The organism is Paenibacillus sp. IHB B 3415, from assembly GCF_000802655.2.
GTDB lineage: Bacteria > Bacillota > Bacilli > Paenibacillales > Paenibacillaceae > Paenibacillus_AQ > Paenibacillus_AQ phytohabitans.
Map to the genome: position 1 here is coordinate 107,999 of NZ_JUEI01000005.1, position 14,184 is coordinate 122,182.

Genomic DNA, 14,184 nt, shown 5'->3' on the forward strand with positions numbered 1-14,184 from the left:
TCCACTCCTCAACTTGGATTGAAGCATACTCCCTAAGCGATTACCGTGAGGAGAGTTGCACCTGTTTGTATTTCCTTATTGGGTTGAACTTTTATCTCCGAATATAGTGGTGTATTGGTGACAATAATCGGAGTGGTGAGATCATAACCTAGCTCTCTGATTTGCGACAGCTCAAATTCAACCAATAATTGCCCCTTAACAACCCGGTCACCTTCAGCGATGTGCAGCTTAAAGTGCTTCCCCTTCAGTTTTACTGTATCCATCCCAATATGCATCAGAAGCTCAGTTCCGTTATCGGATACGATTCCGATGGCGTGACCGCTGCGCAGCGCATTAGCAACTACGCCGTTTACAGGAGAGAATAGTTTGCCTTCAGCAGGTACTATTGCTACCCCCTTACCCATGGCTTCCGAAGAAAATGCTTCATCGGCGACCTCGGATAATGCTCTAATTTGGCCAGTCATCGGACTCGCGATGGTTTCTCCGGTAGATACGTCTGGTGGGGATGCTTTAGTCTCTTCAGGGACAGTAATCATTTCCTTCTCCATGCTGTCGTTATATCCAAACAGATAGGTTGTGATTGCAGAGAAAATATAAGCCACAGTGATAGCAATGATAAAACCTGCAAATCCCGGGCCAAAGAAAAGTGGCAAGCTGGCAAGCCCTGGAATTCCGGGTGCAATAGCAGCTGAACCAGCAATTCCGCTTATCGCCCCCCCTATGGCTCCCCCTATAGCCGCCCACAGAAATGGCTTACGATAACGTAGTGTAATTCCGTAAATAATCGGCTCAGTAATTCCGAATAACCCGGTAACCGCCGCAGGGCCGGCAATCGACTTGACCCGCATATTTTTAGTCTTGAGGAAAACTCCCAGAGCGGCTCCAGCCTGTGCGAAGTTGGAGGGTGCGAACAAAGGCTTCAAGGTATCGGAACCGGTAACCGTTATATTATTGTACATGATAGGTACAAACGCCCAATGCAAACCAAATATAATTAGGATTTGCCAGCCGGTACCTACAATAATGCCGGACAATATTGGACTAAGTTCATACAAGTATTTGTATCCATCCGCCAAAGCCAGGCTGAGGTTAATTCCAACCGGTCCGACTGCAATTAGGGTTAAGGGTACAATGACAACAAGGCAGATTAAAGGAGTCAAAAAGTTCCTTACACTAGTGTGAATGAATCTGTTCAGGAACTTCTCCAGGTAAGACATTAACCATACTGCGATAATAACTGGTATAACAGATGACGTGTAGCTCATCAGGATGACGGGAATTCCAAAGAAGGAAACGTCGACCTTGTCGTTATACATCGTAATAAGATTTGGATAAATTAATGCTCCGCCAACCGCAAGCGACACAAATGTATTTGCCCCAAACTTCCGGGCCGAGGTCACGGCTATAGCAATTGGCAAGAAATAGAATATACTGTCAGCGGCAGCGTATAAAATAGAATAATTGCCATCTGTCTTGGTCATCCACCCCAGGGCAATGAACATTAATAAAAGCCCTTTCAAAATCCCGGAGGCAGCAAGTGCTCCCAGAAACGGTGTGAATATTCCCGAGATTATATCCACCGCTTTATTAAACCAGTTACCGTCCGGAGCCGGGGAAGCACTATCGGAGCCTTCCCCAAGCTTGCTGTTCTTCACAATATCTTTGTAGACATCACCGACAGTATTACCGATTACAACCTGATACTGTCCTCCACTCTCTACAACAGTTATAACACCGAGGATATTCTGAGTCTGGTTTTTGTTCGCCAGTTCTTTGTTTTTTAATTTGAACCGCAGCCGAGTTGCACAATGCATAAGACTGGCGACATTCTCTTCCCCACCTACCGATGCAAGAATATCCTTCGCCATTTGTTCATTTGCCATTATAAACACCCCTTAATAATAATCTCAAGGAAAACACAATACTAGGAAGCGTTTTCATCATTAACAAAGGAGAGACTTCTTCCCGTAAGAATATAATGTCTGCTCCTTTACCGCTTGTGTTTATCGGCTTCTTCCTGTCATTCGTTTGATCGTATGTCTTCTTCCCTTAATGGACAGTGCCAATTGATATACATTCTCTGGCAGCGGGGTTCCAGCATATCCACCATCACCGATGGCATGGATATCTGCACCTGTCTGCTTCATCATTAGCGCGATCATAGCTATTGTGTGAGTATCCGCTCCTTCAACCGAGCTGTTCAGGAAGGAAAGCGCTAGCGTTCCAGGCTTATAGGAATGAACAAACTGCACACATTGTCTTACATGCTCAATCGTAATCCCATGTCTCGACCCTGGTGCCGGAAGTGTAATTACATCAGCTCCCGCATCGATTAAATCTTTGATAATATCATTGGAGGGTCTTTCGCTTAACGGATCACCCAGCACCTTTTCAATGGTACCGTCTTCCCATTTGCCTGCGCATATCATCATGTCACTTCCCAGCGTTTTTTTCGCCAGTTGTGTTGCTGCGATAATTCTTTCGAATGTGGTACCTGCTGATGGGTTCCCGCCCAGGACGATGAAGTCAGCTCCGATCTCAAGCGCACGAAGGAAGTTCTCCTTGGAGGCTACTCTTCCCGCTTTGGCTTCCACATATCGTTCCCCGGCAACAGCTGCATCCGCGCTCGGGCATTCAAAGTAGATACCAAGCGGAACACCAGACCACTCCTTTACTTGTTGAAGTGTGTACGGTTTATCAGCCATTTTGCCATGCTTCATTTCTGTCAGTCCGATATTTGCCTTCTCGTTCACCACATCAAAACCGTTCAGCATCACCATATCTGCACCGTAAGCGGCTTGTATCTCCGTATTTGTCGTACCGTCTACCAAACCGGAATTAAGCATCACGTGGTGTTGCCCCATAATTACTCTGCCTTCTGAAGCCAAAATGGATTCTTTTAGTTGGGCAGCATTCATTTTCAAAATTTCACTTTTGGTGCTTGCAATCAGACGCATAACCATAAATAATTCCTCCCGTTTCAGTTGTAGTTATATGAATTTCAGCAAAGATAATGTGCTTCAATATCAGCAATCATCGCTACCCGATCCCCATGCCGTCCACCCTCAAATTCAGCCTCCAGCCAAGATTTGACGATCATCTTGGCCAGCTCGCTTCCGATGACCCGAGAGCCGAATGCAAGAACATTAGTATTGTTATGCTGTTTGGATAACTGTGCAGTATAAGGCTCGCTGCATACTACCGCACGAATTCCTTTGACTTTGTTTGCAGAAATGGATATGCCCACTCCTGTACCGCAAATCAGGATTCCGGCATCAGCTTCTCCTTGGACTACAGCCTCGGCAACCACCTTGCCGTATTTCGGATAATCTGTTCTTTCTGTGCTCTGTGGTCCATAATCGCTAACCTCATGGCCCAATTCCTCCACGTATGCAGATATGAGCGGCTTGAGCTCTAACCCAACATGATCACTGGCAATAGCAATTCTCATTTAGTTTCCCCCTAGTCTAATACTTTAATCTCTTAATAATTGAACTGTATGACTCTTCCTTACCAAACAAAGTTGAGGTGCCCAGCACATAGCCCTCTACACCGAAAGGAATTAACTCGGCAATTTTATCTTCGGAGATAGCTCCATCGACAACAATCATGAACTCCAGCTGATGACGCTGCTTAAATTCGTTCAACGTTTTGATCTTATCATTCACATAAGCAAGATACTTCTGGCCTGCAAATCCGGGATTTACAGTCATCACCAGCACATATTCTACCAGCCCCAGAAGGGGTTCTACATGAGCTATGGAAGTCCCCGGATTAAGCGCAATTCCCGCATTTACATTATGGGCGTGGATACGGTCAATCGTGCGGGTAGGATGTGTGTCCGCTTCGGGGTGAAAATAAATGATGTCGGCACCTTTTTCACAAAATAAATCAATATAGGATGACGGATTGTCAATCATCAAATGGACATCGACAAGCTTACTTGTATGACTGCGGATAAATTCCAGATCTTGGAGCCCCATTCCAAAGTTGGGTACAAATCTTCCATCCATAATATCGATATGGTATACATCTATATTCGCTTCGTCCAATGAAGCCACTTCATTCCCTAAAGATTCAAAGTTTGCACACATCATGGACGGGCACAGTAATATACTCATTGTGGTCACCTTTCCTTCTTGAGTAATCGATTACTCAAAGTTCAAATTTATAAAACTGTTTGCAATTTCCCCATACAAGCAGCTTTATAGTACACCTCAATTTTGGGCAAACTCCTAAGTAGTATGCCTCTGTATTAGAGTAACCGGAACAACCTGATGAAGCTCGCTCGCTAAGGCATTTCCTTCGATCATGTCTAGCAAAAACCGGCAAGCTTTATTAGCCAGGACTACTCTATCCTGATCAATGGTTGTCATTGGCGGATTGCAGTATTTGGAAATCAGAATATTATCAAAACCAACAATCTTGACCTGTTCGGGTATCTTATATCCATTCTCCTGGAGAACAAGCAGCGCCCCCAAGCCCATCCAGTCATTAGTTGCAAATATTCCGTCAAAAGATATTCTTTGATCCAATTGGTTCTGTATCGCCAGCTTGGCTGCTTCAAGATTATCCTTCTTCGTATCAATATAGACAATCTGGTACTCATGGACGGGTAGTCCGGCTTCTTTAAGCGCATCCATATAACCGCTAAGTCGTTCATTAACGGAGGACAGATTATTTTTCTTCGTTAATACCAGAATATCCCGGCAGCCTTTACGAATAAGCTCTTCTGTTGCCATCCTTCCGCCCTCATAATGATTTGACTCTACAAACGCAACATTGCTATGGACCTTGGGGCGGCGGTCAATACAGACGATAGGCACTTTACGCTTCAAGATATTAGTTAGTACTTCCTCCTGACCTGAGATGCATACAAGTCCATCAACCATTTTTCCGTCCAGCGTTTTCAAGTATTCTTTTTCTTTATCGGCGTTTTTTGCGGTATTACATATAATAGTTGAGTAACCCTCTTCGAAAAAGAAACGTTCGATTTCCAGGACTACAGCTGCAAAAAACTCATTACTTATATCCGGTACAAGCACGCCGATGGTCTGTGACTTATTCATACGCAAGCTCTTCGCAATGCTGTTGATCTCATATTGGTTTTCTTCGATAACTTTGATGACCTTTTCTCTGGTCTCTTCCGAGAAGCGGCCGTTATTATTAATAACACGAGATACAGTAGCTACCGAAACTCCGCTTAATCGAGCGATTTCTTTTATAGAGATTTGGGTACTTTTCATTATCATCTTCCTAACCATGGGTAATCGTTTACTCTTACGTGCTAAGCTTAACACAATAATAGTTTCTTGGTCAACTGAATTAGCACAGTAAAGGCTTACCGGAAGAAGAATTTTCATACTGTTATTTTCAGAAGTATCACCTCTTAGTCCAATTCTTATTACTTCTAACAGCGGAAGTTGTCAGGCAAAGAGTTTTGTTGAGGATTGGGTAAACGATTACCCTTTCCATGCATTTATATTAACACTTGCAGCAATTGATTGTCAAAACAAATTTATGAGTTAGAACCAAACTGCTTCCGCCGGAGCTCCTGTATTCAGGATAAACGGCACGCACAGGATCAGCTGTGCTTGCGGCAGTACCTCACGGGTTTCCTCAAGCACATGACGGTAGGCCCGTTCGAAACGGTCGGTTAAGCCGCTGGGTTCGCCTTTCATCATTCGCCAGATATCATTGACTCCGATCAGAATCCTTAGCACATCCGGCTGAAATAGATGGCATCCTCGTTCCAACGGGCATATAGATCAGAAATCCGGTCTCCGCTGACACCGCGGTTGTAGAACTTCGGCTGCTGTTCAGCCAGCTCATTCACCAGCTTGCCTACGAGGATATAGGCATAGCTGTGTCCTAGAATATGATTGGGATCATCATTGTGTGCGCGATTGCCATCAGTGATAGAGTCACCTTGAAACAAAAACACTTTGTTATTGGAAATAGACATAAATACCAACCCTTAACTATGATCTAATAAATTTGGCTGACTGTCCGGCCGTTTGCTCCCTGTAGCTGCCAGGGGTTACCCCTACATACTGCTTGAATACTTTGTAGAAATGACGCGGATTCTCATAACCCACACTATGTGCGATTTGTTCCATCGAGATATGCGTTACTTTGACTCAATAGAAGCTTGGCGTTCTCAATGCGCACCATCCGTAAATAATGTACGAAGGTTAAACCAGTCTTGCGTTTGAGTAACGTGCATAGATAGTTGGGATGCAATTTGAGGTGTTCTGCTACCTCTTCCAGCGACAGATCCCGAACATAGTTGCTGCTGATAAATTGTTCAAACTGGCTAATGCTGGAGGTGGAGTCACTTTCGCCTTCGGGGAAGATTGCGGGTTCTGCCACATTCTTCGCCTTCTCTTCAATGATCTGTGTTGCAATCCGTTGCAGCAGAACGGACTGCTCCTTCTGGTCCACAGGCTTGAGCAGATAATCATCAATCTGCAGGCGAAGTGCCTGTCGGGCGTATTCGAAATCATCATACCCCGTTATAATGACAAAATGCTCCACGGCCTTGGCACCATTTTCGTATGTTCCGGCGTCTCCACATACGAATGGAGCTGATTCATATCCCAATAGACCGTTTGCAGCATCTCGACCCGCCTGCGATCCATCGTCGGCACGTCAAAGCCTGCCGTGGACATGGATGTTTTGATCGCAAAAAACGGCCAATACCTCCGGCCAGTTGTCGATGCGGCTGTTGTCCGCGCTGCCCTTATTTTCTCTACTATTCATACAAAAACACACCCCCTAGCACTATCGGAATAACCATGGGTTTTTCCAATGTCTATAGGGGTGCGCTTCATGAATGCTCTGGCAACTTTTGGTCAACTACATAAGTCCTCATGACTTTTTAATAACCATCGACACTTTGTAGCTCGCATATTCACTCACCCCTTCCAAGAATTCATCTACATGTTTATTGGATGGAAATCTGCACTCCAGAAGATAACATCCATCCCCGCCAATTTTATAATTAGTCAACACAAAGGGCTCTTTCATTTTAATAAAGGCCAACAGCGGTTGGTGATTATGCGTATTTGTATAGAGTGTAATAAAAGCGTGAATAAAACACCCTAATTTGGAATGATTAACTTTTATCGTATACCCTTCAAGCACTCCATTATCCTCCAGTTTCGCAACACGGCTTGCGGCTGCTTGCCCGGTCATATGCACTTTCTCCCCTAACTCCCTCATTGTGATACGGCTATTTTTAGATAATTCGGACAGAATAAGCCAATCGGTTTGATCCAAGGTAATCCCTCCAGTGAAAAGCGTGAAAATCGAAGCAAACGTATTTAATGTTATTTCCTTTCAGAATGAAAGTCAAATCATCTAAAGACCTGATTTTATATATGTAAATTAAATGGACTCATAGGTACAATAAATATATAACAAAGGTAAAGGAGCTATTATTATGAAAGTTAGATTGATAAGAAATGCAACTTTGGTTATTGAATATGCAGGCAAGAAACTTTTGGTTGATCCATTCTTAGCAGAGAAGGGCACTCTTCCGCCATTTCCTGCTTTGACTAAAAATGAACAATATAACCCTTTAGTTCACTTGCCGATATCGCTTGACGATTTAATTAAGGATGTAGATGCGGTCATTGTTACTCATTTACACTATGATCACTTCGATGAAGCGGCCAAAGAAGTGCTGCCAAAAAACTTAAAAATGTTTGTGCAAAATAAAGAGGATGCCACAGAAATCAAAAAAGCCGGCTTCCAGGACATTGAAATTTTATCGGAGAGCAGCTCCTTCGAAGGGATCCAATTAGTGAAAACGAAAGGCGAACATGGAAGAGGTGAGATCTTATCCCAGGCGGGGGAAGTTTGTGGTGTTGTCATTAAACATTCAGATGAAAAAACGTTATATGTCGCTGGAGACACCGTATGGTACGAAGATGTTCAGGAAGAAATAGAAACACACCAACCAGAAATTATTGTGGTTAATGGAGGGGATGCACAGCTCGTAGAAGGCGGCTCTCTGATTATGGGAAAAGACGATATTTATGAAGTGCATAAGGCTGCCCCTAACGCGATGATTGTTTCAGTTCACATGGAAGCAGTAAATCACTGGACCTTATCAAGAGCGGAGTTAAAAAGCTTCATTAAAGAAAAGGGAATTACATCTAATGTATTAGTGCCGGATGACGGCGAATCTTATACATTTTAATATATAATTGATTACTGTTCACCTATAAATTCAAATAACAGCAGCCGGAGGTTCCGGCTGCTGTTATTCTTTTGCCATAGCCCCCACCGTATTCAAAAAACGAATCGGCCTTGGCTGAATCGTCATCATTAGTGAATTATTCATTATAAATCTGATAAATATGGTCCAGCTTTTCCTTCAATAGTGATAAACGAACAAATCGATCTTCTCTCAAATACTCTTTTTGTTCGATGAGCAAGAGCATCATCGGAGCACTCAGAATGAGGAACTTCCCTGCTACCTCTTCGACTTTGCTGGCATCAATATGCCCGAGACGGATAAGTGGATAATGGGACAGGAGTTCTTTTAGTTTGGGCAACAGTGCGTGGCAGATGCTGCAATCGGGCTTAGAAATATATAAAAAGCTCAGTTCGTAATCCTTAAGAAAATTCTCAATTTCCCGTAGCGTAGTTAATTCATATACTTCTTTCATTATGAAACCTCATTTCAGATAACCAAATAGTTTTTTTCTTAATGGATTCTGGATATATATTTTTCCATTATTTCATAGCTGATCGCCCCTTGAAATTTTTCCAGGATGACTCCTTCGGTGTCCAGTAAATATGTCGTGGGGTAAGCAACAACTTGATAAGTTTGCACAACCTCATTCTTCTCATCCGTAACAATTGGAAAGGTGAGTTGTTGTTCATTAACGAAGGTCTGAACGACTTCCAGATTCTCTTCTGTAAGCGTCATGTTGACCCCCAGAATGACAACATCTTTTGCCTTGAAATCCTGAAAAATATTCTGCATATGAGGCATTTCCACCTGACATGGCGGACACCAGGTAGCCCAAAAATTAATCAATACGATCTTGCCCTTAAAATCAGACAACTGAACTGTAGTCCCCTTTAAGTCCGTAAGCGCAAAGTCCGGCGCCAGCTGTCCCTTCAGGATCCCCGTCCTCAACTGCTTGTTTTCTGACTTCGTTATTTGTATTGTTTCAGAGGGTGATTTTTTGAAATAATCGTAACCGCCATAAACGACAAGTCCTATCAAAACAAGGATTGCAATCAGGTTTTTTCTCAACTGATCATCACCATCCACTAAAAGTTGATATCCAAAAGTGTGTATTGGGCCAGCCAGGCACTAATTCTCTGCAGTTGTCCGTTAAACAACAAAAATCCCAGACCTATCACTAACCAGCCGTTCAATTTGGACAGAAAAGGAACCCATTTGTTGATTTTTTTCATTAATTGCAGAGAATAAGTCAGTAACCATGAAATCAGCAGGAACGGTACTCCCATTCCAAGGGAATAGACGGTAAGAAGCCCAACGCCATTCCACAGCGTGTCGCTGGACCCAGCCAGAAGTAAGATAGCTGACAATGCCAAGCCCACACAAGGGCTAAAGCCCGCACCAAAGGCCACACCAGTAAGCAGTGAACGCACTGCACCATGTCTTCTTTTCGTCTTGAATTCTCTTGTCTTACCGGACATCAGTAACCGGAGATTTAGAATACCCGCCATTTGCATGCCAAAGATAATAATCAATAAGCCGCTTATTTTTTGAATTACATCACGTTCCCTGGCAAAGAAATGGCCTATAAAACTTGCCGAAGCTCCCAGCGAAATAAAAACAAGGCTGAAACCCGCAATGAAAAAAAGGGATAGAAAAATCATCTTCCCCCTATTTACAACCAGTTTGCCATCTTGAACGGATGAACCGGTCAAATGAGAAATGAAACCGGGGAGTAACGGAAAAACACAAGGAGATAAAAAGGATAGTACACCTGCGGCAAAGGCTGAGAAAACATTAATATTATTCATCTAACCCTCTCTTTTGCTTGTTATCGGTCAGCCCGCCCATTCCGGCAAGACCCGCAGCGGTTATAAGGAAGAATACCTGTTGCTTGTTGAATGATAAAAACCACGTTTGCCGTTCGGAAATAAAAAACCAAAGTACAATATGTCCGATACAGAACCAGACAACGTAAACGAACCTTCTGGCGGCAGACAAATTAGCTGCTCTTGTAGCCTGTAGAAGGATAAGAAGTACAAGAGCTAGTACTAAGCTTGTCAAATGAAACCATATGTGTTCCACTCCGGTAAGTAGCAATAATATCCTTGAAGCTAAGTAACCCGCCAGCATATATATAATCAAGCCGTCGGCCAAAGCCATAAATATGATATTCCGCTTTGAGGCTGCCCTCCAGATATAGACCACTGCTGCCAAAGCTGCCAGCCATGCCCCGCGTTCCCCGCCATCATAATACAGGAGAGAGATCGGACGCCGAATAACCTCTACGGGATAAAACAGCAAATAACTTGCTTTCCAGATAACCATCCATAACCAGAACGCGTTAGTAAGGGAGGACAGCACTTCATCTTGTACCCTTTGATTCCGATTTTGGTAATGCAGCATCAACCAGCCCGCTGTCCCAAACCAAAGATAGAATATCAGTTGTCCATTTAAGACTAAAGAGCCAACTTGAATATTATCCAATTAGCCACCCCTTTGTTTACAAGCGATATCAGGATAACAAACATTGATTATTAAAAAGGAACCACTGAGTGGCTCCTTTATCAAAAAAATGCTCGGTTCGTTTGTTTAAAAATTATTTTCCTGCCGCATTTAGAATTTTATCCTTCAGTACAGATTTCGTATTTATACCGACCATTTGTTCTACCAGCTTACCTTCATTAAACAGCAACAAGGTCGGAATGCTTCGAACGCCAAATTGTATAGCTAATTCCTGCTCATCATCAACATTAACTATAGCGATATTAGCTTGACCCTTTAGCTCATTTGCCAATTCTTCAACAATGGGGAGTTGAATTCGGCATGGCCCACACCAAGGTGCCCAAAAATCAACCAGTGTAACTCCTGATTTAATATGATTTTGAAACGTATCTTTCGTTAAAGCCGTTGCACTCATATGACTTCCTCCTCAAAATGGATAAGTAATTAATGAAAGCTATTAAGCATTTATTGATAATGAGACATCACCGGTGATGGAGATTTGAACTCCGGCTTTTTTAAGCATATTTCCAACCTCGCAGTTTCGGTCGGCCGCTGCAAAGGTTCGATCAACAGATTGAATCTCCTCTTCAGTCCCATCCGCAGGCAGCACAATTACTGGGTAATGGGTGATCTTGAACCCTTCTTCTTTGGAGACACTTGCTTCCGAATGCATTTCCAGACTTTCTACAGCAAGATTTCTTGCCTCTAGCATGCTTACAAGGGTCAACATAAAGCATGTTGCAGCGGAAGTGACTAGCAGTTCCTTCGGCTCAGTTCCTTCACCAGTACCGCCGAAGGATTGGGGAACAGCAATTTCTGTTTTTAGATAGCCTGCTTCGACTTTCCCACTCCCCCTTTTGTTCCCGTTCCATTCCATTTTGAGTGTCGTTTTTGTCTGATCCATAACTCACCTCTCCTTATTTTCAGTTAACTAGTTAAATAGGTAATTAGTTATTTATTATTAAAGTAAATCTTTCTCTGTGATTTGTCAAGCCTTCTCCATCAACTAGTAATCCAGAGCTTGAATGCTTGATTTTTATCATTTTCTTCATTAAGCTGTAAATATCCAAATCCATAGACAATCAAGAAAGCGGGTCGTATAAAGATGGAAAACTCAGGTTTGCTTTTTAATATCGATCCCAATTCTCCCTTGCCGATTCATATACAGATCAAAGAACAGATCAAATGGCTTATAGGGAAAGGCCTACTCCATTCGGGAGATGTGCTTCCTTCCACCAATCAATTGGCCGAGCAGTTGTCGATTAACCGAAACACTATTCAAAGTGTATATACACAATTGAAAGAAGAGGGACTTCTGCTGATGCAAAAGGGGCGGGGAACGCAAGTTTCCGACGAAGAACAAATCCAGCGCTTTAAAGCTAATAATCTTCATTTTTCCTTTGTGGAGCAAATGATTGACGAAGCCCACAAAATGAATTTTGCAATAGACGACCTGCTGCTGTCCGGATTCGCTTATGTACATTTGTTTGGCCAGCATCAAAAAAGGAAGCGGCGTTATCTTTTCATTGAATGCAAGGCAAGCTCTTGCATCTTTTATCTGGATGAAATCAAGAGATTAACTTCTGCTGAAATTCAAACGATCGATATATCCTCTCTCCCAGACGAAGAACTGATTCAGGCTATTCACAATGCGGATGTGATCGTTACGAGAAACGACTTTGCTGAAAAAATGAGAACCTTCGTTGATGATGACCAAAAAACAGTCATTTCCGTCGGCTCTACCAATGACGTCTCATTACTGCTTAACATGATAAGACAGCCGTGACCAGCTCTGTATTAATTGACAAAATTCAGCCAATGCACAAATAACCACTACTCTCGTAGTGGTTATTGTTACGCTATAGCTCACTTGCTGATCTCGGCGATCGTCTGTCTCCCTCGCGGTATAGACTGAACTTGCTTTTCTCTGCAAATGGATCGCCCTCGAATCCTATGTTGTTATTGTGCGAAAAATCCATTCCGCACAGCTTGTTTCACCCACTCTTGGAGCGGAGTGCCCGGTGCGTCAGAACGCAGCTCATCGCTGACTTGGTCTGGCTTGGGAAGTAAATGAGTATTTAATCCAACCCATTTATACGAGTTGGCCAGGCCTTCTGCTGCTTCCTTGCCCAGCATCGGAGCTAATGCTTCTTCGAATGCTTCTGCTGGGAGTGAGTAAAACTGTATCTTTCGATTCAATGCGGTACTAAATTGCTCAGCCAGTTGATTTCCGGTCAGCGCCTCAGGGCCTACGATAGGTAATACCTGCCCTGCCAGTTCTGGGTGGTTAAGTGCATATACGCTGTAAGCAGCCGCATCATCCATGCTGATCCATGCGATTGCAGAATCAGCAGGTACAGGATAAGCCAGTGTTTGGTTGTCTACAACGCCGGGGATCAGGAAGTTTTCCATATAAAATGTAGGTTGAAGGATGATAGTCGGAATACCACTTTGCTTCACATAAGCGATCAATTCCCTCTTAATATCATAAGCAGCAACATCTGTAATCTCATCTGTAAAGAAACCGCTGGTATTAAAGACGAGGAGCTTAACATTAGCTTCTTTGGCAGCATCGACGGTATTGCGGATGAATTGTCGGTTACGCTCCAAGTCGTAGTCCACCGGCAGCACCAGGAATACTTTGTTGACACCGTGATGAGCAAGAGTTAGGCTGCCAGCATCTGTTAGATCGCCAACAAAGGCAGTAATGCCCTGCTCTTGAAGCTGAGCGGCCTTGTCCGAATTTCTTACGATTGTATGAACGGCGTGTCCTTCTTTCAGCAGCTTGCTGGCGACTGCCCCTCCTTGTACGCCGCCTGCTCCATATACTAATATCTTATCCTTAGTTGTCATTTGTCGATCATCCTTCCGTTTACTAAAAGTAATTTAGTGACTATAGCTAAATAATATAGGTTTAAATTCAATAATGTAAGTACGCACATGAAGGATATATAGTATCCTTAAGGATACCTAAAAAAGGAGAGAATCAGAGTGGATATTCAAGACTCGCATTGCTCACAATGTCCGGTTGAATTTACAGTCAATATGATTGGGGGCAAGTATAAGCTGCTCATTCTGCACAAGCTTTCGCTTCTCGGTGTGCGACGGTTTAATGAATTAAGAAAAGAATTCCCCAATATTACGCAACGCACACTCACTCGCCAGCTGCGTGAGCTCGAAAACGATGGGCTGATTAACCGGCAGGTGTATTCTGAAATTCCACCCAAGGTAGAGTATTCTTTGTCAGAGACCGGGAAGAGCCTTCATTCCGCAACGCACACTCACTCGCCAGCTGCGTGAGCTCGAAAACGATGGGCTGATTAACCGGCAGGTGTATTCTGAAATTCCACCCAAGGTAGAGTATTCTTTGTCAGAGACCGGGAAGAGCCTTCATTCTATACTGTACCAGATAGAGGAATGGGGCTTGAACTATATGGCAAATAATCCAAAAGAGTCATAGGCCATGGCAAGAAAGT

General features: G+C 43.3%; 19 protein-coding genes and 1 pseudogene. 4 read left to right on the forward strand and 16 right to left on the reverse strand.

From position 1 onward, the window contains the following. Positions 1-32: 32 nt before the first annotated feature. The 9 genes and pseudogenes from QW71_RS03125 to QW71_RS03160 all read right to left on the reverse strand — a co-directional run bounded on the left by QW71_RS03125 (position 33) and on the right by QW71_RS03160 (position 7,281). Entirely contained in the window at positions 33-1,883 is a 1,851-nt protein-coding gene (locus QW71_RS03125; protein ID WP_039293115.1) for a beta-glucoside-specific PTS transporter subunit IIABC, read from the reverse strand. 120 nt (positions 1,884-2,003) lie between these two features. Further along, the gene (locus QW71_RS03130; protein ID WP_039293118.1) at positions 2,004-2,963 is read right to left on the reverse strand and encodes a hypothetical protein; all 960 of its coding nucleotides are present in this window, start codon (positions 2,961-2,963) and stop codon (positions 2,004-2,006) included. Between the two features lie 38 nt (positions 2,964-3,001). Continuing rightward, positions 3,002-3,451, reverse strand: coding sequence for a ribose 5-phosphate isomerase B (gene rpiB / locus QW71_RS03135; RefSeq protein ID WP_039293120.1), 450 nt, complete (start codon positions 3,449-3,451; stop codon positions 3,002-3,004). A 16-nt stretch (positions 3,452-3,467) separates the two neighbouring features. Then, the gene (locus QW71_RS03140) at positions 3,468-4,121 is read right to left on the reverse strand and encodes a ribulose-phosphate 3-epimerase (RefSeq protein WP_039293123.1); all 654 of its coding nucleotides are present in this window, start codon (positions 4,119-4,121) and stop codon (positions 3,468-3,470) included. Positions 4,122-4,235: 114 nt separating this feature from the next. After that, positions 4,236-5,246, reverse strand: a complete 1,011-nt coding sequence (locus tag QW71_RS03145) for a LacI family DNA-binding transcriptional regulator (RefSeq protein WP_039293125.1) — start codon at positions 5,244-5,246, stop codon at positions 4,236-4,238. Between the two features lie 285 nt (positions 5,247-5,531). Then, positions 5,532-5,965 (reverse strand): annotated as a pseudogene (locus QW71_RS36845) (GDSL-type esterase/lipase family protein); the annotation flags it as partial. A gap of 16 nt (positions 5,966-5,981) precedes the next feature. After that, positions 5,982-6,119 carry a helix-turn-helix domain-containing protein gene (locus tag QW71_RS42140; RefSeq protein WP_083442390.1) on the reverse strand — a complete coding sequence of 46 codons (138 nt, stop codon included), beginning with the start codon at positions 6,117-6,119 and terminating at the stop codon, positions 5,982-5,984. Continuing rightward, complete coding sequence (locus tag QW71_RS36850) at positions 6,100-6,537, reverse strand: AraC family transcriptional regulator (protein WP_052769858.1); 438 nt, start codon at positions 6,535-6,537, stop codon at positions 6,100-6,102. Before QW71_RS36850 ends, QW71_RS42140 begins: the two co-directional genes overlap by 20 nt. Before the next feature lie 333 nt (positions 6,538-6,870). Next, a complete protein-coding gene (locus QW71_RS03160; protein WP_039293128.1) occupies positions 6,871-7,281 on the reverse strand; it encodes an Lrp/AsnC family transcriptional regulator in 411 nt (136 codons plus the stop codon). A 163-nt stretch (positions 7,282-7,444) separates the two neighbouring features. Here QW71_RS03160 and QW71_RS03165 point away from each other — a divergent pair, with 163 nt between their 5' ends. After that, entirely contained in the window at positions 7,445-8,206 is a 762-nt protein-coding gene (locus QW71_RS03165) for an MBL fold metallo-hydrolase (protein WP_039293131.1), read from the forward strand. Between the two features lie 136 nt (positions 8,207-8,342). Here the strand turns inward: QW71_RS03165 and QW71_RS03170 are convergent, their stop codons facing one another. The 6 genes from QW71_RS03170 to QW71_RS03195 form a co-directional block, all read right to left on the reverse strand. After that, entirely contained in the window at positions 8,343-8,678 is a 336-nt protein-coding gene (locus QW71_RS03170) for a thioredoxin family protein (protein ID WP_039293133.1), read from the reverse strand. 38 nt (positions 8,679-8,716) lie between these two features. Continuing rightward, on the reverse strand, positions 8,717-9,292 hold the full coding sequence (locus QW71_RS03175) for a TlpA disulfide reductase family protein (protein WP_235441368.1): 576 nt from the start codon (positions 9,290-9,292) through the stop codon (positions 8,717-8,719). After that, the gene (locus tag QW71_RS03180) at positions 9,292-10,014 is read right to left on the reverse strand and encodes a cytochrome c biogenesis protein CcdA (RefSeq protein WP_083442392.1); all 723 of its coding nucleotides are present in this window, start codon (positions 10,012-10,014) and stop codon (positions 9,292-9,294) included. The genes QW71_RS03175 and QW71_RS03180 overlap by 1 nt, the downstream gene beginning before the upstream one ends. Next, on the reverse strand, positions 10,007-10,690 hold the full coding sequence (locus QW71_RS03185; protein ID WP_039293135.1) for a hypothetical protein: 684 nt from the start codon (positions 10,688-10,690) through the stop codon (positions 10,007-10,009). The genes QW71_RS03180 and QW71_RS03185 overlap by 8 nt, the downstream gene beginning before the upstream one ends. 112 nt (positions 10,691-10,802) lie before the next feature. Beyond that, positions 10,803-11,123, reverse strand: coding sequence for a thioredoxin (trxA, locus tag QW71_RS03190; RefSeq protein ID WP_039293137.1), 321 nt, complete (start codon positions 11,121-11,123; stop codon positions 10,803-10,805). A 42-nt stretch (positions 11,124-11,165) separates the two neighbouring features. Next, entirely contained in the window at positions 11,166-11,612 is a 447-nt protein-coding gene (locus QW71_RS03195) for an OsmC family protein (protein ID WP_039293139.1), read from the reverse strand. 201 nt (positions 11,613-11,813) lie between these two features. Here QW71_RS03195 and QW71_RS37710 point away from each other — a divergent pair, with 201 nt between their 5' ends. After that, positions 11,814-12,494 (forward strand): GntR family transcriptional regulator, encoded by a 681-nt coding sequence (locus tag QW71_RS37710; RefSeq protein ID WP_052769859.1) that lies wholly within the window; start codon positions 11,814-11,816, stop codon positions 12,492-12,494. Positions 12,495-12,667: 173 nt separating this feature from the next. Here the strand turns inward: QW71_RS37710 and QW71_RS03205 are convergent, their stop codons facing one another. Next, a complete protein-coding gene (locus QW71_RS03205) occupies positions 12,668-13,561 on the reverse strand; it encodes an SDR family oxidoreductase (protein ID WP_039293141.1) in 894 nt (297 codons plus the stop codon). 192 nt (positions 13,562-13,753) lie between these two features. On the opposite strand from QW71_RS03205, the gene QW71_RS03210 reads away from it, so the two are divergent. Beyond that, on the forward strand, positions 13,754-14,008 hold the full coding sequence (locus QW71_RS03210; RefSeq protein ID WP_052769862.1) for a helix-turn-helix domain-containing protein: 255 nt from the start codon (positions 13,754-13,756) through the stop codon (positions 14,006-14,008). 19 nt (positions 14,009-14,027) lie between these two features. Next, entirely contained in the window at positions 14,028-14,168 is a 141-nt protein-coding gene (locus QW71_RS38760; protein WP_306766023.1) for a helix-turn-helix domain-containing protein, read from the forward strand. Positions 14,169-14,184 lie beyond the last annotated feature (16 nt).

Bases quoted from the DNA above. Each gene is read 5' to 3' on its own strand.
- QW71_RS03125 (WP_039293115.1), bottom strand. From the start codon at position 1,883: ATGGCAAATGAACAAATGGCGAAGGATATTCTTGCATCGGTAGGTGGG.
- QW71_RS03130 (WP_039293118.1), bottom strand. From the start codon at position 2,963: ATGGTTATGCGTCTGATTGCAAGCACCAAAAGTGAAATTTTGAAAATG.
- rpiB (WP_039293120.1), bottom strand. From the start codon at position 3,451: ATGAGAATTGCTATTGCCAGTGATCATGTTGGGTTAGAGCTCAAGCCG.
- QW71_RS03140 (WP_039293123.1), bottom strand. From the start codon at position 4,121: ATGAGTATATTACTGTGCCCGTCCATGATGTGTGCAAACTTTGAATCT.
- QW71_RS03145 (WP_039293125.1), bottom strand. From the start codon at position 5,246: ATGAAAAGTACCCAAATCTCTATAAAAGAAATCGCTCGATTAAGCGGA.
- QW71_RS42140 (WP_083442390.1), bottom strand. From the start codon at position 6,119: ATGGAACAAATCGCACATAGTGTGGGTTATGAGAATCCGCGTCATTTC.
- QW71_RS03165 (WP_039293131.1), top strand. From the start codon at position 7,445: ATGAAAGTTAGATTGATAAGAAATGCAACTTTGGTTATTGAATATGCA.
- QW71_RS03170 (WP_039293133.1), bottom strand. From the start codon at position 8,678: ATGAAAGAAGTATATGAATTAACTACGCTACGGGAAATTGAGAATTTT.
- QW71_RS03180 (WP_083442392.1), bottom strand. From the start codon at position 10,014: ATGAATAATATTAATGTTTTCTCAGCCTTTGCCGCAGGTGTACTATCC.
- trxA (WP_039293137.1), bottom strand. From the start codon at position 11,123: ATGAGTGCAACGGCTTTAACGAAAGATACGTTTCAAAATCATATTAAA.
- QW71_RS03195 (WP_039293139.1), bottom strand. From the start codon at position 11,612: ATGGATCAGACAAAAACGACACTCAAAATGGAATGGAACGGGAACAAA.
- QW71_RS37710 (WP_052769859.1), top strand. From the start codon at position 11,814: ATGGAAAACTCAGGTTTGCTTTTTAATATCGATCCCAATTCTCCCTTG.
- QW71_RS03205 (WP_039293141.1), bottom strand. From the start codon at position 13,561: ATGACAACTAAGGATAAGATATTAGTATATGGAGCAGGCGGCGTACAA.
- QW71_RS03210 (WP_052769862.1), top strand. From the start codon at position 13,754: ATGATTGGGGGCAAGTATAAGCTGCTCATTCTGCACAAGCTTTCGCTT.